This window comes from Pseudomonas sp. CBZ-4, from assembly GCF_000346755.1.
Taxonomy (GTDB): Bacteria; Pseudomonadota; Gammaproteobacteria; order Pseudomonadales; family Pseudomonadaceae; genus Aquipseudomonas.
The window spans coordinates 81713-102866 of record NZ_ANNV01000098.1; the positions used below are offsets into that span (position 1 = coordinate 81713).

26 protein-coding genes, 1 tRNA gene and 1 pseudogene are annotated in these 21154 nt (G+C 61.3%); 20 read left to right on the forward strand and 8 right to left on the reverse strand.

Annotation, left to right across the window (positions count from 1 at the left end):
• Positions 1-33: 33 nt before the first annotated feature.
• A pseudogene (locus B348_RS1000000130900) lies at positions 34-225 on the forward strand (L-aspartate oxidase); the annotation flags it as partial.
• Here the strand turns inward: B348_RS1000000130900 and B348_RS0112000 are convergent.
• The gene (locus B348_RS0112000; protein ID WP_026136750.1) at positions 194-640 is read right to left on the reverse strand and encodes a protein YgfX; all 447 of its coding nucleotides are present in this window, start codon (positions 638-640) and stop codon (positions 194-196) included. The pseudogene B348_RS1000000130900 and the gene B348_RS0112000 sit on opposite strands and share 32 nt — an antisense overlap.
• Positions 624-878 (reverse strand): succinate dehydrogenase assembly factor 2, encoded by a 255-nt coding sequence (locus B348_RS0112005; protein ID WP_017736358.1) that lies wholly within the window; start codon positions 876-878, stop codon positions 624-626. The genes B348_RS0112000 and B348_RS0112005 overlap by 17 nt, the downstream gene beginning before the upstream one ends.
• 140 nt (positions 879-1018) lie before the next feature.
• Between B348_RS0112005 and B348_RS0112010 the strand changes: the two genes are divergently transcribed.
• Together B348_RS0112010 and B348_RS0112015 are read left to right on the forward strand one after the other, a co-directional pair.
• Positions 1019-1960, forward strand: a complete 942-nt coding sequence (locus tag B348_RS0112010; protein WP_026136751.1) for a folate-binding protein YgfZ — start codon at positions 1019-1021, stop codon at positions 1958-1960.
• Between the two features lie 36 nt (positions 1961-1996).
• Positions 1997-2818, forward strand: a complete 822-nt coding sequence (locus B348_RS0112015) for an HDOD domain-containing protein (protein ID WP_017736359.1) — start codon at positions 1997-1999, stop codon at positions 2816-2818.
• On the opposite strand, the gene B348_RS0112020 is transcribed toward B348_RS0112015, so the two are convergent.
• Together B348_RS0112020 and B348_RS0112025 are read right to left on the reverse strand one after the other, a co-directional pair.
• Complete coding sequence (locus tag B348_RS0112020; protein ID WP_017736360.1) at positions 2819-4204, reverse strand: sensor histidine kinase; 1386 nt, start codon at positions 4202-4204, stop codon at positions 2819-2821.
• A complete protein-coding gene (locus B348_RS0112025; RefSeq protein ID WP_017736361.1) occupies positions 4197-4868 on the reverse strand; it encodes a response regulator in 672 nt (223 codons plus the stop codon). Before B348_RS0112025 ends, B348_RS0112020 begins: the two co-directional genes overlap by 8 nt.
• Before the next feature lie 234 nt (positions 4869-5102).
• Between B348_RS0112025 and B348_RS0112030 the strand changes: the two genes are divergently transcribed.
• Genes B348_RS0112030 through B348_RS0112050 form a run of 5 tightly spaced genes read left to right on the forward strand, consistent with a single transcriptional unit; the run spans position 5103 to position 10477 of the window.
• A complete protein-coding gene (locus tag B348_RS0112030; protein ID WP_017736362.1) occupies positions 5103-6395 on the forward strand; it encodes an OprD family porin in 1293 nt (430 codons plus the stop codon).
• 33 nt (positions 6396-6428) lie between these two features.
• Entirely contained in the window at positions 6429-7412 is a 984-nt protein-coding gene (locus B348_RS0112035) for a tripartite tricarboxylate transporter substrate binding protein (protein ID WP_017736363.1), read from the forward strand.
• Positions 7413-7472: 60 nt separating this feature from the next.
• Entirely contained in the window at positions 7473-7931 is a 459-nt protein-coding gene (locus tag B348_RS0112040; protein ID WP_017736364.1) for a tripartite tricarboxylate transporter TctB family protein, read from the forward strand.
• A gap of 1 nt (position 7932) precedes the next feature.
• Positions 7933-9447 (forward strand): tripartite tricarboxylate transporter permease, encoded by a 1515-nt coding sequence (locus tag B348_RS0112045; RefSeq protein ID WP_017736365.1) that lies wholly within the window; start codon positions 7933-7935, stop codon positions 9445-9447.
• Positions 9440-10477, forward strand: a complete 1038-nt coding sequence (locus B348_RS0112050) for an AbrB family transcriptional regulator (RefSeq protein ID WP_026136752.1) — start codon at positions 9440-9442, stop codon at positions 10475-10477. Before B348_RS0112045 ends, B348_RS0112050 begins: the two co-directional genes overlap by 8 nt.
• Before the next feature lie 112 nt (positions 10478-10589).
• Here B348_RS0112050 and ung read toward each other — a convergent pair whose 3' ends face one another.
• The gene (gene ung, locus B348_RS0112055) at positions 10590-11282 is read right to left on the reverse strand and encodes a uracil-DNA glycosylase (RefSeq protein WP_017736367.1); all 693 of its coding nucleotides are present in this window, start codon (positions 11280-11282) and stop codon (positions 10590-10592) included.
• Positions 11283-11418: 136 nt separating this feature from the next.
• Between ung and B348_RS0112060 the strand changes: the two genes are divergently transcribed.
• A complete protein-coding gene (locus B348_RS0112060) occupies positions 11419-12531 on the forward strand; it encodes an enoyl-CoA hydratase/isomerase family protein (RefSeq protein WP_017736368.1) in 1113 nt (370 codons plus the stop codon).
• Here B348_RS0112060 and B348_RS0112065 read toward each other — a convergent pair.
• Positions 12528-12875, reverse strand: a complete 348-nt coding sequence (locus B348_RS0112065; protein ID WP_017736369.1) for a hypothetical protein — start codon at positions 12873-12875, stop codon at positions 12528-12530. The genes B348_RS0112060 and B348_RS0112065 overlap by 4 nt on opposite strands.
• Before the next feature lie 231 nt (positions 12876-13106).
• Between B348_RS0112065 and B348_RS0112070 the strand changes: the two genes are divergently transcribed.
• The 6 genes from B348_RS0112070 to B348_RS0112095 all read left to right on the forward strand — a co-directional run bounded on the left by B348_RS0112070 (position 13107) and on the right by B348_RS0112095 (position 16377).
• Positions 13107-13319 carry a cysteine-rich CWC family protein gene (locus tag B348_RS0112070; protein WP_017736370.1) on the forward strand — a complete coding sequence of 71 codons (213 nt, stop codon included), beginning with the start codon at positions 13107-13109 and terminating at the stop codon, positions 13317-13319.
• Complete coding sequence (locus B348_RS0112075; protein WP_017736371.1) at positions 13319-14011, forward strand: 16S rRNA pseudouridine(516) synthase; 693 nt, start codon at positions 13319-13321, stop codon at positions 14009-14011. The genes B348_RS0112070 and B348_RS0112075 overlap by 1 nt, the downstream gene beginning before the upstream one ends.
• Before the next feature lie 306 nt (positions 14012-14317).
• Entirely contained in the window at positions 14318-15202 is an 885-nt protein-coding gene (locus tag B348_RS0112080) for an alpha/beta fold hydrolase (protein ID WP_017736372.1), read from the forward strand.
• Between the two features lie 167 nt (positions 15203-15369).
• Positions 15370-15443, forward strand: a tRNA-Gly gene (locus B348_RS0112085).
• A 329-nt stretch (positions 15444-15772) separates the two neighbouring features.
• Entirely contained in the window at positions 15773-16066 is a 294-nt protein-coding gene (locus B348_RS0112090) for a type II toxin-antitoxin system RelE/ParE family toxin (RefSeq protein WP_026136753.1), read from the forward strand.
• A gap of 2 nt (positions 16067-16068) precedes the next feature.
• The gene (locus B348_RS0112095) at positions 16069-16377 is read left to right on the forward strand and encodes an addiction module antidote protein (RefSeq protein ID WP_017736374.1); all 309 of its coding nucleotides are present in this window, start codon (positions 16069-16071) and stop codon (positions 16375-16377) included.
• A gap of 34 nt (positions 16378-16411) precedes the next feature.
• On the opposite strand, the gene B348_RS0112100 is transcribed toward B348_RS0112095, so the two are convergent.
• Positions 16412-17575 (reverse strand): MFS transporter, encoded by a 1164-nt coding sequence (locus B348_RS0112100; RefSeq protein ID WP_017736375.1) that lies wholly within the window; start codon positions 17573-17575, stop codon positions 16412-16414.
• Between the two features lie 95 nt (positions 17576-17670).
• Here B348_RS0112100 and B348_RS0112105 point away from each other — a divergent pair, with 95 nt between their 5' ends.
• From B348_RS0112105 to B348_RS0112125, 5 genes are all read left to right on the forward strand, one after another.
• The gene (locus B348_RS0112105; protein WP_017736376.1) at positions 17671-18564 is read left to right on the forward strand and encodes a LysR family transcriptional regulator; all 894 of its coding nucleotides are present in this window, start codon (positions 17671-17673) and stop codon (positions 18562-18564) included.
• Positions 18565-18732: 168 nt separating this feature from the next.
• Positions 18733-18915, forward strand: a complete 183-nt coding sequence (locus tag B348_RS0112110) for a type II toxin-antitoxin system HicA family toxin (RefSeq protein ID WP_017736377.1) — start codon at positions 18733-18735, stop codon at positions 18913-18915.
• Positions 18916-18937: 22 nt separating this feature from the next.
• Positions 18938-19348 carry a type II toxin-antitoxin system HicB family antitoxin gene (locus B348_RS0112115; protein ID WP_017736378.1) on the forward strand — a complete coding sequence of 137 codons (411 nt, stop codon included), beginning with the start codon at positions 18938-18940 and terminating at the stop codon, positions 19346-19348.
• A 78-nt stretch (positions 19349-19426) separates the two neighbouring features.
• Positions 19427-19759, forward strand: a complete 333-nt coding sequence (locus B348_RS0112120) for a hypothetical protein (protein WP_017736379.1) — start codon at positions 19427-19429, stop codon at positions 19757-19759.
• 98 nt (positions 19760-19857) lie between these two features.
• Positions 19858-20358: a methylated-DNA--[protein]-cysteine S-methyltransferase gene (locus B348_RS0112125; protein WP_017736380.1), complete on the forward strand. Its 501-nt coding sequence runs from the start codon at positions 19858-19860 to the stop codon at positions 20356-20358.
• A gap of 64 nt (positions 20359-20422) precedes the next feature.
• Here the strand turns inward: B348_RS0112125 and B348_RS0112130 are convergent, their stop codons facing one another.
• Entirely contained in the window at positions 20423-20950 is a 528-nt protein-coding gene (locus tag B348_RS0112130) for a DUF4142 domain-containing protein (RefSeq protein ID WP_017736381.1), read from the reverse strand.
• Between the last annotated feature and the right edge of the window lie 204 nt (positions 20951-21154).

The window sequence follows — 21154 nt, forward strand, 5'->3', positions numbered from 1 at the left end:
CCCTGTATCCATTGGGTTTAGCCTCAAAGGGTCGAGTTCTACAGCAACTATAAAGTCAGCCGCGACCTGATCGAGTTGCGCAACCTGGCCCAAGTGGCGGAACTGATGATCCGCTCCGCCATGGAACGCAAGGAAAGCCGAGGCCTGCATTACACCCTCGACTACCCGGACATGCTGCCCGAGGCCCGCGACACTATCCTGGTGCCAACCACCTACGGCGACTGAACTTCAAGCGCACCCGCAGGCGCCGATGCAGATCGGCAGCCTGCGAATCGGCCGGCACACAGATCGAACGCACCCACCACTGCCCCGGCACGCGATAACGCAGCACCACGATCAACGGCAACGCCAGGCTGTCGGGACGCAACTGCACGCCATGCCAGCCACGCGCCGCGCTCCACAACTGCCAGCCGCTTTCATCGCGGCGCAGGCCACGAACCGACGAACGGTGAGTCAGCAGCACATGGCGCGGCAAAACCCAGGCGGCATGCGCCAGGCACACCAGCACGCCGAGGCTTGAATAAGGCAGGTCGAGGGACAACAGCGCACCCAGCGCGAACAGCTGGGCAAGGAGATACGCCGCCAGCAACAGCCGTGAGGCCTGCCAGCGGCATTCAAACGTATTACTTGGGCTGGACACGATCCAGGATCATCCGAACCATGCGCTGCAGCTCAGGGTCTTCCGATTCGGCGCGTTCCATGAACCAGCCGAACATGTCCTGGTCTTCGCACGTCAGCAGCCGGACGTAGAGGTCGCGGTCCACCTTGTCGAGCGTCGCGTAGACCTCCTTGGTGAAAGGCACCAGCAACACATCCAACTCCAGCATGCCGCGACGGCTGTGCCAGTAGAGGCGATTGATTTCTACATCTTCGACCATGGAGCGCTCCTCAAATAGGCGGCAAGTATACAGGCCCGGCCGCACCGGAACAGTCGGCTTTGGTCGCCCCATACGGAAACTATCCATTTGCCGGGCGCCCCTCTATGATGCACCCATGACTTTTTGACCTGCGATGACCCATGGCTGACTCCGCTTTCTTCTGCCCCCTGTCCCACGAAGGCGTTCTCGCCGTCCGCGGCGCCGACGCTGCCAAGTTCCTGCAAGGGCAACTGACCTGCAACCTCAATTACCTGAGCGACACCCAGGCCAGCCTCGGCGCGCGCTGCACGCAAAAAGGGCGCATGCAGTCGAGCTTCCGCATCCTGCTGCAAGGTGACGGCGTGTTGCTGGCCATGGCCAGCGAGCTGCTGGAACCGCAACTGGCCGATCTGAAGAAATACGCGGTGTTCTCCAAATCCAAACTCACCGACGAAAGCGCCGCCTGGGTGCGTTTCGGCCTGATGGATGCGGATCAAGCGCTGGCCGGCCTGGGCCTTGAACTGCCCGCCGACACCGACAGCGTTGCCCGCACCGAACACCTGATCGCCATTCGGGTTTCCCCCGGCCGCGCCGAACTCTGGGTGCCCGTCGAACAGGCCGAGGCCGTACGCAGCCAATTGACTGCACAGCTTAAAGAAGCAGGTCTGAACGAATGGCTGCTGGGCCAGATCCGCGCCGGCATCGGCCAGGTCATGGCGCAAACCCGCGAGCTGTTCATCCCGCAAATGCTCAACCTGCAGGCCGTCGGCGGCGTCAGCTTCAAGAAAGGCTGCTACACCGGCCAGGAAATCGTCGCGCGCATGCAGTACCTGGGCAAGCTCAAGCGTCGCCTGTACCGCTTGCGCCTCGATGGCGCTGAAATGCCCGAGCCAGGCACCCCGCTGTTTTCCCCCAGCCATAACAGCTCGATCGGCGAAGTGGTGATTGCAGCAAAAGCTGACCAGGCGGTTGAACTTTTGGCCGTGTTGCAAGCCGAAGCAGCCGACAGTGGCGATGTGCACCTCGGCACCCTGGAAGGCCCCGGTCTGCACCTGCTTGACCTGCCTTACACACTCGACCGTGATCGAGAGATCCAGCGTTAGTCGCCGTACCTTTTTGCAACACCCTAGAGATCATGAATGAACAAGCTGGCGGAAAAAGTCCAACAGGCTTTGATTACGGCCATCGACAACGATGACCTGGTTCTGCCGACATTACCGGAAGTGGCGCTGAAGATTCGTCAGGCCGCTGAAGACCCGGACATCAGCATCAGCCACTTGAGCAAAGTGATCGGGCGCGACACCGCGCTGTCGGCACGCCTGATCAAAGTGGTCAACAGCCCGTTGTTGCGCGCGACCCAGGAAGTCACCGACCTGCACACCGCCATCACCCGGCTGGGCACCAACTACAGCAGCAACCTGGCCATCGGCCTGGTGATGGAACAGATCTTCCACGCCCGTTCCGAAGCGGTCGAACAGAAGATGCGCGATGTCTGGCGCCGCAGCCTGGAAGTGGCGGGCGTCAGCTATGCGTTATGCCGCAGCCACAGCCAGCTCAAGCCGGACCAGGCTGCCCTGGGCGGCCTGGTGCATCAGATTGGCGTGCTGCCGATCCTGACCTATGCCGAAGACCACTACGAACTGCTGTCGGACCCGGTGGCACTCAACCATGTGATCGACAGCATCCACCCGCTGCTCGGCGACAAACTGCTACGCGGCTGGGATTTCCCGGAGATGCTCGCCAACCTGCCGGGGCAGTACCTGGATATGGAGCGCGACTCCCCTACCCTCGACTACATCGACCTGGTGCAAATCGCCGTGCTGTATTGCTATCGCGGAACCGACCACCCCTTGGCGAATGTCTCGGCCGCCACCCTGCCGGCCCTCAAGAAGCTGCGGGTCGACCCCTACAGCGAAGCCCTGCGCGCCGAGCTGGATGAAGCACGCTCGATGTTCTACTGATCAACCGGCGATAAAGCTCACCCGCACCTTCAGCCCCGCCCGTTCGCCATCGTGCAGGCTGATCTGCGCCAGGTGCGCGCGGCAGATCTCGCCGACAATCGCCAGCCCCAGGCCCGACCCCAGGCCCTGCTGGCTGCGCCGGTAGAAGCGCTCGAACACCCGGTCCCGCTCATCCAGCGGGATGCCCGGGCCATCATCTTCCACTTCCAGCACCGCCGGCGCTGTAACCCGCAAGATCACGTTGCCGCCCGGTGGCGTGTGCGCCAGGGCATTGTCCACCAGGTTGCTCAACAGCTCGTTCAACAACGTCGGTTCGCCGCGCAGCCACACCGGCTCGTCGGCTTCCAACGCCAACGCCACGCCACGCGCATGGGCCAAGGGCGCCATGGCCATGCCCAATTCCCGGGCCAACTGGCTGAGGTCGAGCAACTGCGCGCCGCCCTCGGCAATCGCCCGCGCGCCGTTTTCGATGCGCGCCAGGGACAGCAGTTGATTGGCCAGGTGGGTCAGGCGGTCGGTGCCCTGGGCGGCGCTTTCCAGGGTGCTGCGCCAGGTCGGCGGGTCTTCGGCACGCAGGCCCAGTTCGAGACGGGCCTTCAGCGCGGCCAACGGCGTGCGCAGTTCGTGGGCGGCGTCGGCAATAAACTGCGCCTGGCGCTCGAACTGCCCGCGCAGGCGTTCAGTGAAGTGATTGAGGGAACGCACCAGCGGGCCAAACTCATGCTGCACTTCCACCAGCGGCAACGGCCGCAGGTCGTCGGGCTGGCGCTCTTCCACGGCGGTGCGCAAGCGCTCCAGCGGGCGCAACGCCGCGCTCACGGCGAACCACACCAGCAGCAAGGCGCCCACCGCGAGCATGCCCAGGCGCAGCAAGGTGTCGGCCATCAGGCTGCGGGCCATGCTGACGCGCGCTTCATCGGTTTCGGCCACGCGGATTTCCGCCATGCCGTTCATGTTCGGTTCGGAGACGGCCTTGAGCAGGCTGACCACGCGCACCGGCTGGCCCTGATACACCGCGTCGTAAAAGCGCGCCAACGCTGGATAATCATCGGTGCGCGGCGTACCGGGCGGCGGGCCGGGGAGGTTTTCGTAACCGGAGATCAGCTTCTGATCAATGTCATTGACCTGGTAGTAAATGCGCCCGGCGCTGTCGTAGGCGAAGGTATCCAGCGCCACATACGGCACGTTGGCGCTGAGGGTGCCGTCGACCTGGGTCAACCCGGCGGCGATGGTCCGCGCCGAGGCGAGCAAGGTGCGGTCGTAGGCAGTGTCCGCCGCCTCGCGCCCGTTCCAGTAGGCACTCATGCCGCTGGCGAGCATCAGCAACACCAGCAACAGCGCCAGGTTCCACAACAGGCGCCAGCGCAGACTGCTGGGTTTATGCATCGCGCGCTTCCAGCAGATAACCGAGGCCACGGAAGGTCACGATGGCGATCGGTTGGCCATCGAGTTTCTTGCGCAGGCGGTGCACATAGATTTCGATCGCATCGGGGCTGGCTTCTTCATCCAGGCCGAAGACCTGGGACGCCAGTTGCTCTTTGCTCATGACCCGCCCCGGCCGCGCAATCAGCGCTTCCAGCACGGCTTGCTCGCGGGACGTCAACGTCATCAGCTCGCCGCCCACGGTGAAACGGCGAGTGTCGAGGTCGTAGACCAGCACCCCGCACGTCTGCTGGCGCTCGCCGCCCAACACGCTGCGCCGCAGCAGGGCCTTGACCCGGGCTTCCAGTTCAGTCAGTTCAAAAGGCTTGGCCAGGTAATCGTCCGCACCGAGGTTCAGCCCGTGCACACGGTCTTTCACGTCGCTGCGCGCGGTCAGCATCAGCACCGGCAGATTTTTCCCCCGCGCCCGCAAGCGCGCCAGCACCTCGAAACCGTCCATGCGCGGCAAGCCCACATCCAAGATCGCCGCAGCGTACTCCTCGCTGCTCAGGGCCAGGTCCGCGGCCACCCCATCGTGCAACACATCGACGGTCAAACCCGTGCTCTTGAGCGCCTGGGCGACACTTTCGGCGAGTTGCAGGTGGTCTTCAACCAACAGGACACGCATGGATTTGTACCTCGTTCAGGGGTGGGCGACGCCACGCTGTGGCGGGCAGTTTACAGGCGCAACCTGCCCTGTGAAGCCCGAAAACATTGAAAGGCCATTGAAAGGTTAGTGAAAGCTTCGCCCTTTAGCATCCCGTCACGGTGGTCTCTGCCCACCGCGCTGCCTGAGCCGCAGCACCCGAAAAACGCCTCGAAGCGTTTTCGTCAAATAAGAACAATAACGGAGTACACCACGATGCTGTCGACACAGCCCCAGGCTCTCACGCCTGTGCGTTTTTCCCGCCTGACCCAGACCGCCCTCGCCAGTGCCGCTGCCCTTGCCAGCTTTTCGCCGCTTGGCCAGGCTGCCTTCTTCGAAGACAGTAGCGGTACCCTGGAAACCCGCAACATGTACTTCAACCGCGACTTTCGCGACGGCACCAGCGCGCAGCAATCCAAGCGCGACGAATGGGCCCAGGGCTTCATGCTCAACCTGCAATCGGGCTACACCGACGGCACCGTCGGCTTTGGCGTGGATGCGCTGGGCATGCTTGGGGTCAAGCTCGACTCCAGCCCCGACCGCACCGGCACCGGCCTGCTGCCCACTCACGATGATGGCCGCGCCGCCAATGAGTACTCCAAGCTGGGCCTGACCGGCAAAGTGAAGATCTCCGCCACCGAGCTGAAGATCGGCTCACTGGCCCCCGAACTGCCGATCCTCAAGCCCAACGACGGGCGCATCCTGCCGCAGACCTTCAACGGCGGCCTGATCACCTCCAAGGAATTCAAGAACCTGGTGTTCACCGGTGGCCGCCTGGACAAAGCCAAGGACCGCGACGACACCAATTACGAAGACATCGCCCTCAACAACAAGAACAGCCGCTTCGTCAGCGGCGCCACCGGCAAGCACTTCAACTTCGGTGGCGTGGACTACAAGTTCGCCGACAAGATCACCGGCAGCTACCACTTCGCCCAGCTCGACGACGTGTACCGCCAGCACTTCCTCGGCCTCGTCGCCGCCCGCCCGATGGGCCCCGGCACCTTCGCCACCGACCTGCGCCTGGCCATCAGCGATGACACCGGCTCAGCCCGTGGCGGCAAGATCGACAACACATCCCTAAACGGCCTGTTCAGCTATGCCCTCAATGGCCATAAGCTCAGCGCCGGCTACCAGCACATGTCCGGCGACAATGCGTTCCCCTATGTGGATGGCAGCGACCCGTACCTCGTCAACTTCGTGCAGATCAACGACTTTGCCGGCGCCAAAGAACGCTCCTGGCAGGCGCGCTACGACTTCGATTTCGTCAAACTGGGCATCCCCGGCCTGAGTTTCATGAGCCGTTACATTTCGGGTGACAACATCCAGCTCAAAAACGGCGACACCGGCAAAGAGTGGGAGCGCAACAGCGAGATCAAGTACGTGGTGCAAAGCGGCACGTTCAAGGACGTGGCCGTGCGCCTGCGCAATGCCACCTACCGCTCCAACTACTCAGCCCGTGATGCAGATGAAATGCGCGTGCTGGTCAGCTACAGCGTCGCACTCTGGTAGTAGCAACTCATAACAACAATGAAGGAGAACACCATGACCCTTTCACTGCGTAAATTGGCCCTCGCCGCCGGCTGCGTACTGTTCGCCGGCCAACTGCTGGCCGCCGAAGAACCCAAGCGCCCGGAATGCATCGCCCCGGCCTCCCCCGGCGGCGGGTTTGACCTGACCTGCAAACTGGCGCAAAGCGCGCTGGTCAACGAGAAGCTGCTGAGCAAGCCGATGCGCGTGACCTACATGCCCGGCGGCGTCGGCGCGGTGGCCTACAACGCCGTGGTCGCCCAGCGCCCGGCGGATGCCGGCACCCTGGTGGCGTGGTCCAGCGGTTCTCTGCTGAACCTGGCCCAGGGCAAGTTCGGCCGCTTCGATGAAAGCGCCGTACGTTGGCTGGCAGCGGTCGGCACCAGCTACGGTGCCATCGCAGTGAAAAACGATTCGCCCTACAAGACCCTCGACGATCTCGTCAAAGCCCTGAAGAAAGATCCGGGCAGCGTCGTGATCGGTTCCGGCGGCACAGTCGGCAGCCAGGACTGGATGCAAACCGCACTGATCGCCAAGGCCGCCGGGATCAACCCGCGTGAGCTGCGCTACGTGGCCCTTGAAGGCGGCGGCGAAATCGCCACGGCCCTGCTCGGCGGCCACATCCAGGTGGGCAGTACCGACATCTCCGACTCCATGCCCCACATCCTCAGCGGTGACATGCGCCTGCTGGCGGTGTTCTCCGAAGAGCGCCTGGACGAGCCGGAAATGAAGAATATTCCGACCGCCAAAGAGCAAGGCTACGACATCGTCTGGCCCGTAGTACGTGGCTTCTACCTCGGGCCAAAAGTCAGCGATGCCGACTACGCCTGGTGGAAAGACGCGTTCGACAAACTGCTGGCTTCCGACGAGTTCGCCAAGCTGCGTGACCAGCGCGAGCTGTTCCCGTTCGCCATGACCGGCCCGGAGCTGGACACCTACGTGAAGAAACAAGTGGCTGACTACAAAGTGCTGGCCAAAGAGTTTGGCCTGATCCAGTAATCGCCCCTCTGTCTCAAGGCCATGCCTGTTGACTCAACGGGCGTGGCCCAGGAGTTTCACATGCTCTTACAACGCATTTTCGCCTCTGTGATGTTGCTGGTCTGTGCCGGTCTTGCGCTGATGGCGTGGCCGTACCAGGCCGCGTTTTCCTACGAGCCGGTCGGGCCGCGTGCCTACCCGCTGCTGATGCTCGGGCTGATGAGCCTGGGCCTGATCTACATGATCATCCGCCCACAGCCGACCAAACACACCGAAGAAGAACCGGCGCTGGACCGCGAAACCCTGATCAAGATCGCCATCTGCGTCGGCCTGTTGATCGTGTTCGCCGGCACCTTCGAGCCCCTGGGTTTCATCCTCAGCAGCATGCTGATCGGCATCCCCATGGCGCGCCTGTATGGCGGCCGCTGGTTGCCGAGCGTGGTGATCGTCAGCCTCATGGCCATCGGCCTGTACCTGCTGTTCGACAAAGCCATGGATGTACCGCTGCCCCTGGGCCTGCTCGACGTTCTGGAGAACTGATATGGATACTTTCGGCTATTTGGGCCAGGGCTTCGGCGTTGCACTGTCCCCGTACAACCTGGTGACCGCGTTGTGCGGCACCCTGATCGGCACCGTGGTCGGCCTGTTGCCGGGCCTGGGCCCGATCAACGGCGTGGCGTTGTTGATCCCCATCGCGTTTGCCCTGGGCTTGCCGCCGGAATCGGCGCTGATCCTGCTGGCGGCCGTGTACCTGGGCTGCGAATACGGCGGCCGGATCAGCTCGATCCTGCTCAACATCCCGGGCGAAGCCTCCACCGTGATGACCACCCTCGACGGTTACCCGATGGCCCGCAAAGGCCAGGCCGGTGTGGCGCTGTCGTTGTCGGCATGGAGTTCGTTCATCGGCGCGTTTATCGCCACCTGCGGCATGGTGCTGTTTGCGCCGTTGCTGGCCAAATGGGCGATTGCCTTCGGCCCGGCGGAATATTTCGTCCTGATGGTGTTCGCGATTGTCTGTCTGGGCGGCATGGCCGGTGACAAGCCGTTGAAGACCTTTGTCGCGGCGCTGATCGGCCTGTTCCTCTCGGCGGTGGGCATCGACGCCAACAGCGGCGTGTACCGCTTTACCGGCGACAACATCCACCTCACCGACGGCATCCAGTTTGTCGTACTGGTGCTGGGTCTGTTCTCCATCAGCGAGATCCTGTTGCTCCTGGAAAAAACCCACCGTGGCCAGGAAGCGGTGAAAGCCACCGGACGGATGATGTTCAACCTGAAGGAAGCGTCCGCAGTCTTCGTGGTGAATATCCGTTGCGGCCTGCTCGGTTTCATCATGGGCGTACTGCCTGGCGCCGGTGCTACGTTGGCCTCGGCCGTTGCCTACATGACCGAGAAACGCCTGGCCGGTGCCAGCGGTAAATTCGGCCAGGGCGACATGCGCGGCCTCGCCGCCCCGGAAACCGCGATTGGTGCTTCTGCCTGCGGCGCCCTGGTGCCAATGCTGACCCTCGGCGTACCCGGTTCGGGTACCACGGCGGTGATGATCGGCGCGCTGTCGCTGTACAACATCACCCCTGGCCCGCTGCTGTTCCAACAGCAACCCGACATCGTCTGGGGCCTGATCGCGTCGTTGTTTATCGCCAACATCATGCTGGTGATCCTCAACATCCCGATGATCCGCATCTTCACGCGCATCCTTGCCGTGCCGAACTGGGCGCTGGTGCCGGTGATCGCCATCATCACCGCGATTGGTGTGTACGCGGTTCACGCCACCACCTTCGACCTGTTCCTGATGGTCGGCATCGGCATCTTCGGCTACATCCTGCGCAAGCTCGACTTCCCGCTGTCGCCGGTGTTGCTGGGCTTTATCCTCGGCGGCCTGATGGAGCAGAACCTGCGCCGCGCGCTGTCGATTTCCAACGGTGCGCTGGACATCCTCTGGTCGAGCCCGATCACCTTTGGGGTGTGGGTGCTGACCGCGCTGATGCTGGCCTTCCCGCTGGTGCGTATCTACCGCAAACGTGCCCTGCAGCGTCGTGCCGTGGCCGATGTCTGAGGTCACCTTTAAACATTGGTGGGGAACACCGCTGGTCGGCCTGGCCGGCGGTTACCTGGCCAGCCTTGTCGGCTGGCCTTTGCCGTACATGGTCGGCTCGTTGCTGGCGATTATCCTCGTGCGTTGCCTCACGCCGTGGCAGTTGGCGGAGATTCCCGGCGGGCGCAAATGCGGCCAATGGGTGGTCGGGATCGGCATCGGCCTGCACTTTACGCCGGTGGTGATCGAGCAAGTGATGAGCCACTTCGGGCTGATCTTCTTTGGCGCGCTGGTCACCAGTCTTTCCAGTGTGGTCGGCGTGTGGCTGATGCGGCGCAGCGGTGAAGACCGCGCCACCGCGTTTTTCTCCAGCATGCCGGGCGGTTCCGGCGAGATGGTCAACCTCGGCGCACGCAATGGCGCGGTGCTCAGCCGTGTCGCGGCGGGGCAGAGTCTGCGGGTGTTGGTGGTGGTGCTGTGTGTGCCGGCGATCTTCAAGTATGTGCTTGAGGGCGGCGCGCCGCAGTTTCATCCGGCGCCGGTGAGCTGGCCTTGGCTGTTGGCGTTGTTTCCCCTTGGCGCGTTGGTGGCCTGGGGTTGGCAGCGCTTGCGTCAGCCGAATCCGTGGTTGTTCGGGCCGTTGCTGGTGAGTGCGACTGCCAGTGTTGTGTGGGATCTGCATATCGGTTTGCCCGACGGCGGCAGCCAGATTGGCCAATGGTTGATCGGCAGCGGTTTGGGTTGCCACTTCAACCGACAGTTCTTTCGCCGAGCGCCGTCGTTCATGGGCCGCACCTTGATCGGTACGGCGCTGACCATGGCGTTGGCGACGTTGGCGGCAGTCGGCCTGAGTGCCCTGACCCACCTGGACTTGCGCTCGCTGACATTGGGCATGATGCCCGGCGGGATTGCCGAGATGAGCCTGACGGCCGAGACCCTGCAATTGTCGGTGCCGTTGGTGACGGCGATGCAGGTGATGCGGTTGTTGTTTGTGTTGTTTTTGGCGGAGCCACTATTCCGACACTGGAACCGCCAGCCGGAAAAAACTTAACGCTTCAGCGCTCCCCAACTGTGGGAGCTGGCTTGCCTGCGATAGCGCAATGCCTGTGACAAAGATGCCAGCTGGCCCACCGCGATCGCGGGCAAGCCCGCTCCCACAATGTTTAGAGTGGCGGCAACCGCCACTCAATCGCCGTCTCGCCATTCTGCTCAAGAAACTTGTTGGTCCGGCTGAAATGCCCGCACCCCAGAAACCCGCGATACGCCGACAACGGCGACGGGTGCACTGAGGTCAGCACCAGATGCTTGGTGGCATCGATCAGCTTCTGCTTGCCCTGGGCATGGGCGCCCCACAGCAAGAACACCAGATGCGGCTGGTGCTCACTGACCACCTCGATAATCCGATCCGTAAAGAACTGCCAGCCCTTGCCCGCATGCGCATTGGCGTTGGCGCGTTCCACGGTCATGGTGGTGTTCAACATCAGCACGCCCTGGTCGGCCCAGCTTTGCAGGCAGCCGTGGTTGGGGATGTCGATGTTCAGGTCGCGCTTGAGCTCTTTGTAGATATTGAGCAGCGACGGCGGCGTCGGTATGCCCGGTTGCACCGAGAAGCACAAACCATGGGCCTGGCCGGGGCCGTGGTACGGGTCTTGGCCAAGGATCACCACCTTGACCTTGTCCAGCGGCGTGGAGTTGAGCGCGTTGAAGATCAGCGGGCCGGGTGGATAAATCTCTTTGCCGGCCGCATGTTCCTCACGCAGGAACTCGCGCAACTGGGCCATGTAGGGCTGTTCGAACTCATCGCGCAGGGCGTGCTTCCAGGTGGGTTCGAGTTTGATACGGTCGCCTTCGGTCATGTTGGAATGGTCTTGTCAAAAAGAATGAGGCGAACCCTAGGAAAGCCGACCCCGCTTGTCAATTGATCTGACACACCACCGGCACTTTCCTACGAAGCGATCATACTGATCCTCTACCTTCCCGAATGAGGTCACGATGAACCTGCACTTCGAAGAGCTGACCGGCAGCGACGGTGCCCGCCTCGGTATCGCCAGCCTGGACGCGGAAAAATCCCTCAACGCCCTCTCCCTGCCGATGATCCTGGCCCTGGGCGAGCGCCTGGACGGTTGGGCGAAAGATCCGAATATCGTTTGCGTGCTGCTGCGCGGCAATGGGCCCAAAGCCTTTTGCGCCGGCGGCGAAGTGCGCAGCCTCGCGATGGAATGCCGTGAACAGCCCGGCGTTGTTCCGGCGTTGGCCGCACAGTTTTTTGCAGCGGAATATCGCCTCGACTATCGCCTGCATACCTATCCAAAACCGGTGATCTGCTGGGGTCATGGCTACGTACTGGGCGGCGGCATGGGCCTGTTGCAAAGTGCGACAGTGCGCATCGTCACGCCGAGCAGCCGCCTGGCCATGCCCGAGATCAGCATCGGCCTGTACCCGGATGTGGGCGCCAGTTGGTTTTTGCCGCGCCTGCCGGGCAAGCTCGGGTTGTTCCTCGGCCTGACCGGCGCGCATATCAACGGACGCGATGCGTTGGACCTGGGCCTGGCCGACCGCTTCCTGCGCGATGACCAGCAAGACGAACTGATCGACGGCTTGCTGCAATTGAACTGGCAGGAACAAACACCGATGCAGCTCAACAGCCTGCTCAAGGCCCTGGCCCAGGAAGCGCACAGCCAGCAACCCGAAGCGCAGTGGCTGCCGCGCCGGACGCAGATCGACGAATGGCTGGATGTCGGCGATGTACGCTGCGCCTGGCGCGCCTTGAGCCAGTTGCGCGACCACAGCGACCCGCTATTCAGCCGCGCCGGCAAGACCCTGAGTGAAGGCTGCCCGTTGACCGCGCATCTGGTGTGGGAACAGATCCAGCGCGGCCGTCATTTGTCCCTCGCCCAGGTGTTCCAGATGGAATACACCATGAGCCTTAACTGCTGCCGCCACCCGGAATTTGCCGAAGGGGTACGCGCGCGGCTGATCGACAAGGACCAGCAGCCCCATTGGCATTGGCCGGATGTGCATGCGGTGCCGGAGGCGGTGGTGCAGGCGCATTTCCACAAAGCGTGGGAAGGCCGGCACCCCCTGGCGGATTTGTCTGAGCGTTAACGGTGCCCGCGATGGCCGCCGTCACCCCGTCCGCCTCGGTCGTGACCACCGCGATTGTCCCAGCCCTGGTTCGGATAAGGCCGGTAGCCAGGCCTTGAGTAGTAACGCGGCGCTGGCTGGTAATAACGCGGTGCCGCCTGGTAGTAGCGTGGCGCAGAATAGTAGCGCGGTGCGGGCGTGTAATAGCTGCGCCCGTAGTAGGAAGAACCGCCGCCGTAGTAATACGCCGGTGCCGGGGTGGTGTAGACCTCGGAGCGATAGTAAGTGCCGCCACCGTCGTAATAGGGCACACACGCGGACAAGGTCAGGGCGAGCAAGGCAGTGAGTAGCAGTCGTCGATACATGGCGGCCTCCTGGACCGCGGAAGAGCTCCTCCAGCGACGCTGGGGGGCGGCATTCAGCTTTCACTGAATGACGAAACATCTGACATCAAAAACCGAATCTGGTGCGTTTTTGACACAGTTTGAAACACGTAGATCGGACGACCGGAGCGCCGGCATTTCCCAGTCTGTTTGGCACGGTCTGCGGCGACGCTGTATCGTGCCACCCCACCGAGATCCAGCCTGAACCGAGCCATGACCACGCCAACCCTCTGTCCCGCCTGCGGCGCCCGCAACGACTGCACCCTGGCCGACCCGCGCACGGCCGACCAAGCGTGCTGGTGCTACGGCGTCACCATCGACCCGGCCGTGCTTGAGGCGTTACCCGATGCACTGCGCAACCAGGCCTGCCTGTGCCCACGCTGCGCCCAGGTGGACGCGCAATTGCGCGGCGCTGAACAGCCGTAATGCGTGTAGATCGCTTCCTCAGCAACCTGCCGCGTTTCAATCGCCAGCAAGTACGCGTATTGCTGGTCGAACGGCGTGTGACAGTGGATGACGTGGCAGTCAGCGATCCTCATCACGAGGTGCGCGAATTCAGCCGTGTGTGTGTCGACGATGAGGTGTTGCAGGCTGGCAAACCGGCGCGCTACTTCATGCTGCACAAGCCGCAGGGCTGTGTGAGCGCCACGTCGGACCCACAGCACCCAACCGTCCTCGACCTGCTGGATGTGCCGGACAAAGGTGAGCTGCACATCGCCGGCCGTCTGGATTTCAACACCACCGGCCTGATGCTGATCACCAATGACGGCCAGTGGTCGCGGCGCCTGACGCAGCCGCAAACCAAGCTGCCCAAGGTGTACCTGGTGGAAACCGAGCAAGCGATCGGCCCCGAATACGCCACGACGTTTGCCGCCGGCCTGTACTTCGCCTTTGAAGACCTCACCACCCAACCTGCCACCCTGGAACTGCTGGGGCCGACGACGGCGCGATTGGGCATTGTCGAAGGGCGCTATCACCAGGTGAAACGCATGTTCGGGCATTTCGACAACAAGGTGATCGGCTTGCATCGCGAACGAATGGGCCCTTTGGTGTTGGATGCGGACCTTGCGCCGGGGGAGTATCGGGCGCTGACCGACGACGAGATCGGACAGGTCTGACGACCGTTCAGCCGGTGATGGCAAAAAACCAGTTGAGCGCCTTGCGAGGTGGCGCCTGTGCTGCTTGAATCAAACCGTCAGCCGAAATATGACTGGCGAGTCGCCCATAACCTCCAAGAAACACTTTGCCCCCGCCCGCGCTTGATCTACGGGCCTTCCAGGCAAAACCGCCCGCCATAACAACACCCGTCGGCCAGCCGTCATCGGATCGACATGGGCCTCCCTTTTCCAGGCGTATGCCTACCTGTCACAAAGCTCGTGCAGAGTGATCTGCGCGCCCTACCCGCTTGCCAGGAGTCTTACGACATGAGGCCAGAAATCGCTGTGTTGGATATACAGGGTCAGTATCGGGTTTACACGGAGTTCTATCGCGCGGACGCTGCTGCAAAGACCATCATCATGGTCAATGGCTCCATGGCCACCACGGCATCCTTCGCCCAAACCGTGAAAAGCCTGCACCCGCAATTCAACGTGGTTTTGTACGACCAGCCCTACGCCGGCCGTTCCAAAATCCATAACCGCCATGAGCAAATGCTGACGAAGGACGTCGAAGGCCAGATCCTCCTGGAACTCATCGACCACTTCGCCACCGAACACGTGCTGTCGTTCTCCTGGGGCGGCGCCGCCACCCTGGTCGCCCTTGCCCACCGCCCGCGGCGCGTGGAGAAGGCGGTGATCAGCTCGTTCTCACCGGTGATCAACACGCCCATGCGCGACTACCTTGAACGTGGCGTTGACTACCTCGGCAACCTCGACCGCGACCGCGTCGGGCATCTCGTCAACAACACCATCGGCAAACACCTGCCGTCGTTGTTCAAACGCTTCAACTACAAGCATGTGAGCAGCCTGGCCGAGCACGAATATGGGCAGATGCACTTCCATATCAGCCAAGTGCTCAACAGCGACCGCCTGTGCTACCTCAAGGCGGCCAAACAGATCGACATTCCGGTGCTGTTCTTGAACGGCGAATGGGACGAATACACCAGCGCCCAGGACGCCAAGTTGTTCGGCCAGCATGTGGCCCACAGCAGCTTCAGCACCATCCAGGCAACGGGGCACTTCCTCGACATGGAGCACAAGGCCGCATGCCGGGACAGCCGGGAGGCTGTCGTCGGGTTTCTGAAATCGGAGCGGCCGGTCAGTCGATTGCGTTATCACCAGGGTCAGACTCAACATGCCTTTGCGATTTGAAGCAGAATGCGGTCTATGTGGGAGCTGGCTTGCCTGCGATGGCATCACCTCGGAGTATCAGGCAAACCGAGGCGATGCCATCGCAGGCAAGCCAGCTCCCACATGCACATTTTTGAAGAAAAACTTCAAATCCGGGTGAACATCTGGTACAAAGTCAGCCGCTCTGAGCGGGTATAGTTTAATGGTAGAACAGTAGCTTCCCAAGCTTCCGACGAGGGTTCGATTCCCTCTACCCGCTCCACTTAATTATTGGTCCAACGTCTGGATGATTTTGACGGGGGATGCATGAAAAAACCGGCCCTGGTGGCCGGTTTTTTTATGCCTGGGATTTGGTGGTTCGACACGCGTGGCAACTTCGCACAGACAAAACCCAGGCGATTCGGATGGCCGCGTAGGCGGTTTCGCTTAATTCAAAACTACGCCTACGAGCCCATTTTCCTAGCAAATTCTGGCAACAGAAAACGTCTTTGAAACCGAAGTGACCCCGCCCCATCCTCCGCAACCTTTCGATCAGTCATTCCTATTGCCAGAAAGTATCCACATGGATACAGTTAAAGCCTGCGAGGTCCTGTGCATTATTCAATCCAGCAAACCCAAGTCTTCGCTGCCTGGCATTCAAGCGTTCGCGACCTGAGAGCAAAGATTGCGATTGGCCGGCGTATTGAGAGAGCAAGCATGGGTAACCTGGGCGATATCAAGACGCTGGGAAACGGCATCTCAGAAATGCGAGTCGATGTAGGTGTCGGTTATCGAGTGTATTTCACCCTACGAGGCAGAGCGCTCGTCATCTTGCTGGTGGGCGGTGACAAGTCATCGCAAGAAGCCGATATCCGACGGGAAAAAAAATTGGCAAAGGAAGTTTGAAAATGGCGCAAACACTGACGACATTCGATATGGCCGAGCTGCTCGACAGTGACGAGGCCATCAGTGAGTACCTCTCTCAGGTGCTGGCCGACGGCGATAACGAAGAGTTTCTGCGTGCAATCGGCTACGTGGCCAAAGCCCGAGGAATGACAAAGATCGCCACTGATACGGGTATGGGTCGCGAGAGTCTTTACAAGGCGTTCTCCCCCGGCGCAAAACCGCGCTTTGAAACAGTCCTCAAAGTACTCCACTCGCTGGGCATTGATTTGTTCGCACGGCCTGGACATGTCACCAATCAGTCAATTATTTGAGCAAGCGGCCCGGCCGGTACAGCGACGACGCCCGTCAAGGCATTGGTACCAGCGCAGGTTTAACAAGCTTCCAACCGACCAAGGCGATAAGCAACGTCATCAACTGGAAAGCGACAATCAGCACCACACACCCCGCCCAGCCCCACCTCTCCCAGATCAATGCCGGGACGATAGCCCCGCAGCTACCGCCCAGGTAGTAGCAGGTGAGATAAATACCCACGGCACCCGCCTTGTTGTCGCCGGCGTTGGCCGTGGTGAACGCATTGGCGGCGGCCTGGGCGAGGAATACGCCGGTGGAGCTGAGGGCCAGCCCCAACACGATGCACCACAGCGTTGGCACCAGGGTCAGCAGCGTGCCCGTGATGCCCAGCACAACGGCAACCGTGAGCAACTCACTATGGGGTCGGGCTTTGCTGAGGCGACCCGCGATGGGGATCACGATCAATGCCAGCAGGAACACCATGTAAAGCATGCCCAAAGCCGCAGGACCGAGATTGAATGGCGGCAGGCCAAGGTACAAACCCACGTAGGTAAACGCCGCAACCTGGGAAAACAGCACGCAAAAACCTACGGCATAAGCCGCCAGCAATGGCTGACGAAGAGCCCCCGATGAAACGGTTGCCTGCGGCACCGTTCGCGCCCGGCTAACCGGCAACAGGAACTGAATGAACCCGCCCACCATCAGGCTCAGCGCCGCGAGCAACTCGAAGGCTTCGCGCCAGCCCACATACTCCGTCATTACCCCGGTGACGAAGCGCCCGGCAAACCCGCCCAGCACGGTGCCCGCTACGTACAGGCTGGTGACTTCGGTGACCGTGCCACCGCTCCACCGGTCGCCGATATAGGCCACGCTGGTGGCAAACACCACCGGAATCAACATGCCCTCGACAAACCGCCACACCAGCACTTCGGTAAAACTGTCGGCATAAGCCGTCATCAGTGTGGGTACGGCCAACAGCAGCGCCGCCACGCAAATCACCGTGCGCTGCTCGAAACGGCCTGTCAGGCGGCTGACAAATGGGGCCGTGATTGCGACAGCCAAGGTCGTCACGGTAATGCTCCACCCCGCGGCCTTGGCGCTGATCTGAAACTGCACGGCAAAGGTCTGGAGAATGCTCTGGGTCGCATACAGGTTGAGAAAAGCCGCGCAGCCACACAGGAACAGGGCAAGACGGGCACAATGCAGGCGCGGTTTCATGAAACCTCTCGTTTTATTTTGAGCGGTCTTTATAGAATGCCCGGCACGTCTTGAACCAATACCGAATCAGGACCGATCAATACCCGAGGGCCAGGATGCTCGACCTACGCAAGCTGCGATATTTTCTGATGGTCGCCGAAGAATTGCACTTCGGCCGCGCCGCCCTTCGCCTGCACCTGGCTCAGCCGCCGTTGACCCGACAGATCTCGGCGCTGGAAGCCGAGCTGGGTTTCAAGCTGTTCGATCGCACCAGCCGCACGGTGACACTGACGGCACAAGGCCGGTCGTTCTTGCCCTATGCACGTGGTGTTCTGGAGCAGGTGGAGCTGGCGCAGGTCATCGCCGGCAAACTCGCGGCAGGCACCGCCGGGCAACTGACGCTGGGGTATGTCAGTTCGATTGCCTTGTCAGACCTGTTCAGCCAGGCGATCCAGGCGTTTGCCCAACGCTTTCCCGATGTGCAACTGACCCTGGTGGAATGTGCCTCCGGCAATCTCGGTGCGCAGGTGGCCGACGGGCGGCTGGACGTCGGGCTGAGTCGTTTATTGCCACAGAGCAAAGAGGTGCAAGCGCTGTCGCTGGGCGAGGAGCGGCTGGTGGCGGCGTTATCCACCGACAGCCCGCTGGCGAGCCTGGCGCAGGTCAGCCTGGCGCAGCTCAGTGCTTATCCGCTGATCCTGTTCCCGGCGGATTACGGATCGGGGCTGAACCAGTCCATCGAGCAGCTCTACCGCCGCCACGGCCAGCCGCTGCGACCAGGGCCGACCGGGCGGCAGATCACCTCGATCATCGCCCTGGTCGCGGCCGGCCAAGGCGTAGCGCTGGTGCCGCAATGCACGCAAAGCCTGATGAACAAAGGCGTGACCTACCGACCATTGGTGGAAGTGGATGCGTGTGCGCAGTTGCTGGTGCTGACGCCAACTGAAACAAAAAGCCTCTTGGTTGATGCGTTTCTCAGCGTGGTTTCACAGGCCCTACACACCCGCTAATACCTGCGCAAAACCTCGCAATACCTCTCTCTGGCGCCATGGCTGCGCGTTCATACACTTCAGACACTGCCTGACGAAATACCGGTCATCGACCGTCGGTAGGTAGAGTGTTGATAATTTATTTTTTGTAGTTATAGTCACCACCAACACACACCACAAGGAGGTGTTGTGGATAGCCGATATTTGATAGGTCACATCGTTGCAGACGGTTGGTACCTGGTGCGTACCCGAGGCAGCCATCACCACTTCAAGCACCCGACCAAGCCGGGGCTGGTGACGATCCCTCATCCAAAAAAGGACCTGTTGGACAAGACCGCCAAGAGCATCCTGAAACAAGCTCTGCTGAGTTGACCGTCCCAGGAGGACAACAGACATGCTTTACCCCATCGCAATTTCAACCGGTGACGAAAACCACGCCTGGGGTGTGGAAGTACCGGATATTCCCGGCTGCTACTCCGCTGGCGACGACCTGGACGACGCCATGGCCATGGCCCGTGAAGCCATCGAAGGGCACTTCGAGATCCTCGCGGAAGACGGTGCGCCGATTCCCAATGCGCAGAAAGTCACCCTGCATGCCGCCAACCCGCAATACGCGGGTTGCACCTGGGCAGTGGTGGACATTGATGTCACCAGGTATTTGGGCAAGGCGCAGAAACTCAACATCACCCTGCCGGGCTACCTGCTTAACCGTATCGATGAATATGTGCTGAATCATCCCGAAGAAAAAAGCCGCTCGGGTTTCCTCGCGTCGGCAGCGCTCAAGGTATTGCAACAGGACCACTAGGCGCCCTCAGCAAAATCTGACTGTGGCCGGGCGCTGACACCTTGATCATGTCAGCGCTTGCAGCCCGAGATCGAGACAATGCCCGAATCCAAGCAACACACGCCCAAACCCTTACTGCGTCAAGTGGTGGGCTGGGTGCTGGTCTTGCCACTGCTGCTGTCGTTCGTGAAGCTGCCTTTTCTCCTCGGACCGGTCATGGCGGCGGGATCGGTCGCAGGTTCGGTTTACGGCGTGCTGCTGGCCAGACGCCACGCCAGCCGCCGCGTGGTCATGTTCGCGTTGATCATCACCCTGTTCAATATCCTTTCGTTCGTCGTCCTTCGTACAGGTTCGTTGCTCGTGGCGGGCTACTACACCTTCAGACTGTTTGCCTACCCCCATCTCTACAACTGGGTCTACTGGAATTTCTGAACGCTGGGCGAATTCAACCGCAAGAAACGCAGTTTGTACGCGGGCGGATGAAACTACCCTGTCGTGGTACCGTTCACGCACTCTCAAGGAGCCCTCCCATGGCCTACGAATACATGCTCATGCCTTCCCCGGTCGGCCAACTCACGCTCGTGGCACGTGACGGCAAACTCAGCGCGATCCTGTGGGAAACAGAACGCGCCAACCGTGTACGCCTGGGTGAACTGCACGAAGCCAACGACAGCCCGGTGCTGCTGGAGGCGCAGCGCCAGTTGCAGGAATACTTCGCCGGTACCCGTCATCAATTCACCCTGGACCTGGACTTCACCGGCACCGTTTTCCAGAAGCAAGTGTGGCAGGCGCTGTTGACCATTCCCTTCGGCGAAACCCGCAGCTACAGCCAGATCGCCCAGCAGATCGGCAACCCCAAGGCAGTGCGCGCCGTCGGTGCAGCCAATGGGCGTAATCCGATCTCGATCATCGCGCCCTGCCACCGGGTGATTGGCGCCTCGGGTGAGCTGACCGGGTTTGCCGGTGGCCTGCAAGCCAAGCAATATCTGCTCGCCCTGGAAGGTACCGGCCAGGCGCAGTTAGCGCTCTGATAGCAGCAACAAAAACGGCGACTGGAAACTCTCCAACCGCCGTTTTTCATTTCAGGCAACCGCCTCAGCCGTCACCCTGATGGCCTTTGCCGTAGGTCGATGCCAACGCACGAGCCTTCTGCAAACGCTCCTCCAGCTTGGGCAGCGTTTCATCCACCAACGCTTTTATTTCCGGCACATCCGACGCCGCGCCTTCCTGTTTGAACAGGGCAATGGCGTCTTCGTTTTCCTTGACCTGTTGCGCGGTGTAGGCCGCGTCAAAGGAGTCGCCGTCCTTGAGCTGCGGCATCAGGGTCTCGGCTTTGTCGACGATCTTTTCCCGCGGCGCCACCGGCAGTTCAAGCTTCTTGGCGATGGCCGCCAGATGCTGGTTGGCCAGGGTTCGCTCGTTGATCACCTCAATGGTGTAATCCTTGATTTCCTGGGACGATGTTTTGGCGTGGGCCATGCGACTGGTTTCGATATCGGCCATGCCTTTGGCCGACGCCTGCTCGATGAATTCAGCAGGCGACTGGGCGAAAGCATTGCTGGCGCCGAGGCCCAGCAGCATCGCGAAACTGGCGGTGCGTAACCGGATAGCCATGCGGCTCATGATGGGTTCCTCCAGGGCAAAAATAAGTGCGGGGGAACACTCCCCGCCCTGAATTCGAATTTTCACGGCGGCAAAGGTTTAGAAAATACTTGCCAGTGCGACGAACGGTCGTCCTGCATGGGAATGCAATGCTGAACACACCAAAAATCAAAATGTGGGAGCTGGCTTGCCTGCGATAGCGGCGGTACAGGCAATTTATGCACT

What these genes read in the sequence shown, in the direction of transcription:
- B348_RS0112005 (WP_017736358.1), bottom strand. Translation starts at nt 878, where the DNA reads ATGGTCGAAGATGTAGAAATCAATCGCCTCTACTGGCACAGCCGTCGC.
- B348_RS0112010 (WP_026136751.1), top strand. Translation starts at nt 1,019, where the DNA reads ATGGCTGACTCCGCTTTCTTCTGCCCCCTGTCCCACGAAGGCGTTCTC.
- B348_RS0112015 (WP_017736359.1), top strand. Translation starts at nt 1,997, where the DNA reads ATGAACAAGCTGGCGGAAAAAGTCCAACAGGCTTTGATTACGGCCATC.
- B348_RS0112020 (WP_017736360.1), bottom strand. Translation starts at nt 4,204, where the DNA reads ATGCATAAACCCAGCAGTCTGCGCTGGCGCCTGTTGTGGAACCTGGCG.
- B348_RS0112025 (WP_017736361.1), bottom strand. Translation starts at nt 4,868, where the DNA reads ATGCGTGTCCTGTTGGTTGAAGACCACCTGCAACTCGCCGAAAGTGTC.
- B348_RS0112030 (WP_017736362.1), top strand. Translation starts at nt 5,103, where the DNA reads ATGCTGTCGACACAGCCCCAGGCTCTCACGCCTGTGCGTTTTTCCCGC.
- B348_RS0112035 (WP_017736363.1), top strand. Translation starts at nt 6,429, where the DNA reads ATGACCCTTTCACTGCGTAAATTGGCCCTCGCCGCCGGCTGCGTACTG.
- B348_RS0112040 (WP_017736364.1), top strand. Translation starts at nt 7,473, where the DNA reads ATGCTCTTACAACGCATTTTCGCCTCTGTGATGTTGCTGGTCTGTGCC.
- B348_RS0112045 (WP_017736365.1), top strand. Translation starts at nt 7,933, where the DNA reads ATGGATACTTTCGGCTATTTGGGCCAGGGCTTCGGCGTTGCACTGTCC.
- B348_RS0112050 (WP_026136752.1), top strand. Translation starts at nt 9,440, where the DNA reads ATGTCTGAGGTCACCTTTAAACATTGGTGGGGAACACCGCTGGTCGGC.
- ung (WP_017736367.1), bottom strand. Translation starts at nt 11,282, where the DNA reads ATGACCGAAGGCGACCGTATCAAACTCGAACCCACCTGGAAGCACGCC.
- B348_RS0112060 (WP_017736368.1), top strand. Translation starts at nt 11,419, where the DNA reads ATGAACCTGCACTTCGAAGAGCTGACCGGCAGCGACGGTGCCCGCCTC.
- B348_RS0112065 (WP_017736369.1), bottom strand. Translation starts at nt 12,875, where the DNA reads ATGTATCGACGACTGCTACTCACTGCCTTGCTCGCCCTGACCTTGTCC.
- B348_RS0112070 (WP_017736370.1), top strand. Translation starts at nt 13,107, where the DNA reads ATGACCACGCCAACCCTCTGTCCCGCCTGCGGCGCCCGCAACGACTGC.
- B348_RS0112075 (WP_017736371.1), top strand. Translation starts at nt 13,319, where the DNA reads ATGCGTGTAGATCGCTTCCTCAGCAACCTGCCGCGTTTCAATCGCCAG.
- B348_RS0112080 (WP_017736372.1), top strand. Translation starts at nt 14,318, where the DNA reads ATGAGGCCAGAAATCGCTGTGTTGGATATACAGGGTCAGTATCGGGTT.
- B348_RS0112095 (WP_017736374.1), top strand. Translation starts at nt 16,069, where the DNA reads ATGGCGCAAACACTGACGACATTCGATATGGCCGAGCTGCTCGACAGT.
- B348_RS0112100 (WP_017736375.1), bottom strand. Translation starts at nt 17,575, where the DNA reads ATGAAACCGCGCCTGCATTGTGCCCGTCTTGCCCTGTTCCTGTGTGGC.
- B348_RS0112105 (WP_017736376.1), top strand. Translation starts at nt 17,671, where the DNA reads ATGCTCGACCTACGCAAGCTGCGATATTTTCTGATGGTCGCCGAAGAA.
- B348_RS0112115 (WP_017736378.1), top strand. Translation starts at nt 18,938, where the DNA reads ATGCTTTACCCCATCGCAATTTCAACCGGTGACGAAAACCACGCCTGG.
- B348_RS0112120 (WP_017736379.1), top strand. Translation starts at nt 19,427, where the DNA reads ATGCCCGAATCCAAGCAACACACGCCCAAACCCTTACTGCGTCAAGTG.
- B348_RS0112125 (WP_017736380.1), top strand. Translation starts at nt 19,858, where the DNA reads ATGGCCTACGAATACATGCTCATGCCTTCCCCGGTCGGCCAACTCACG.
- B348_RS0112130 (WP_017736381.1), bottom strand. Translation starts at nt 20,950, where the DNA reads ATGAGCCGCATGGCTATCCGGTTACGCACCGCCAGTTTCGCGATGCTG.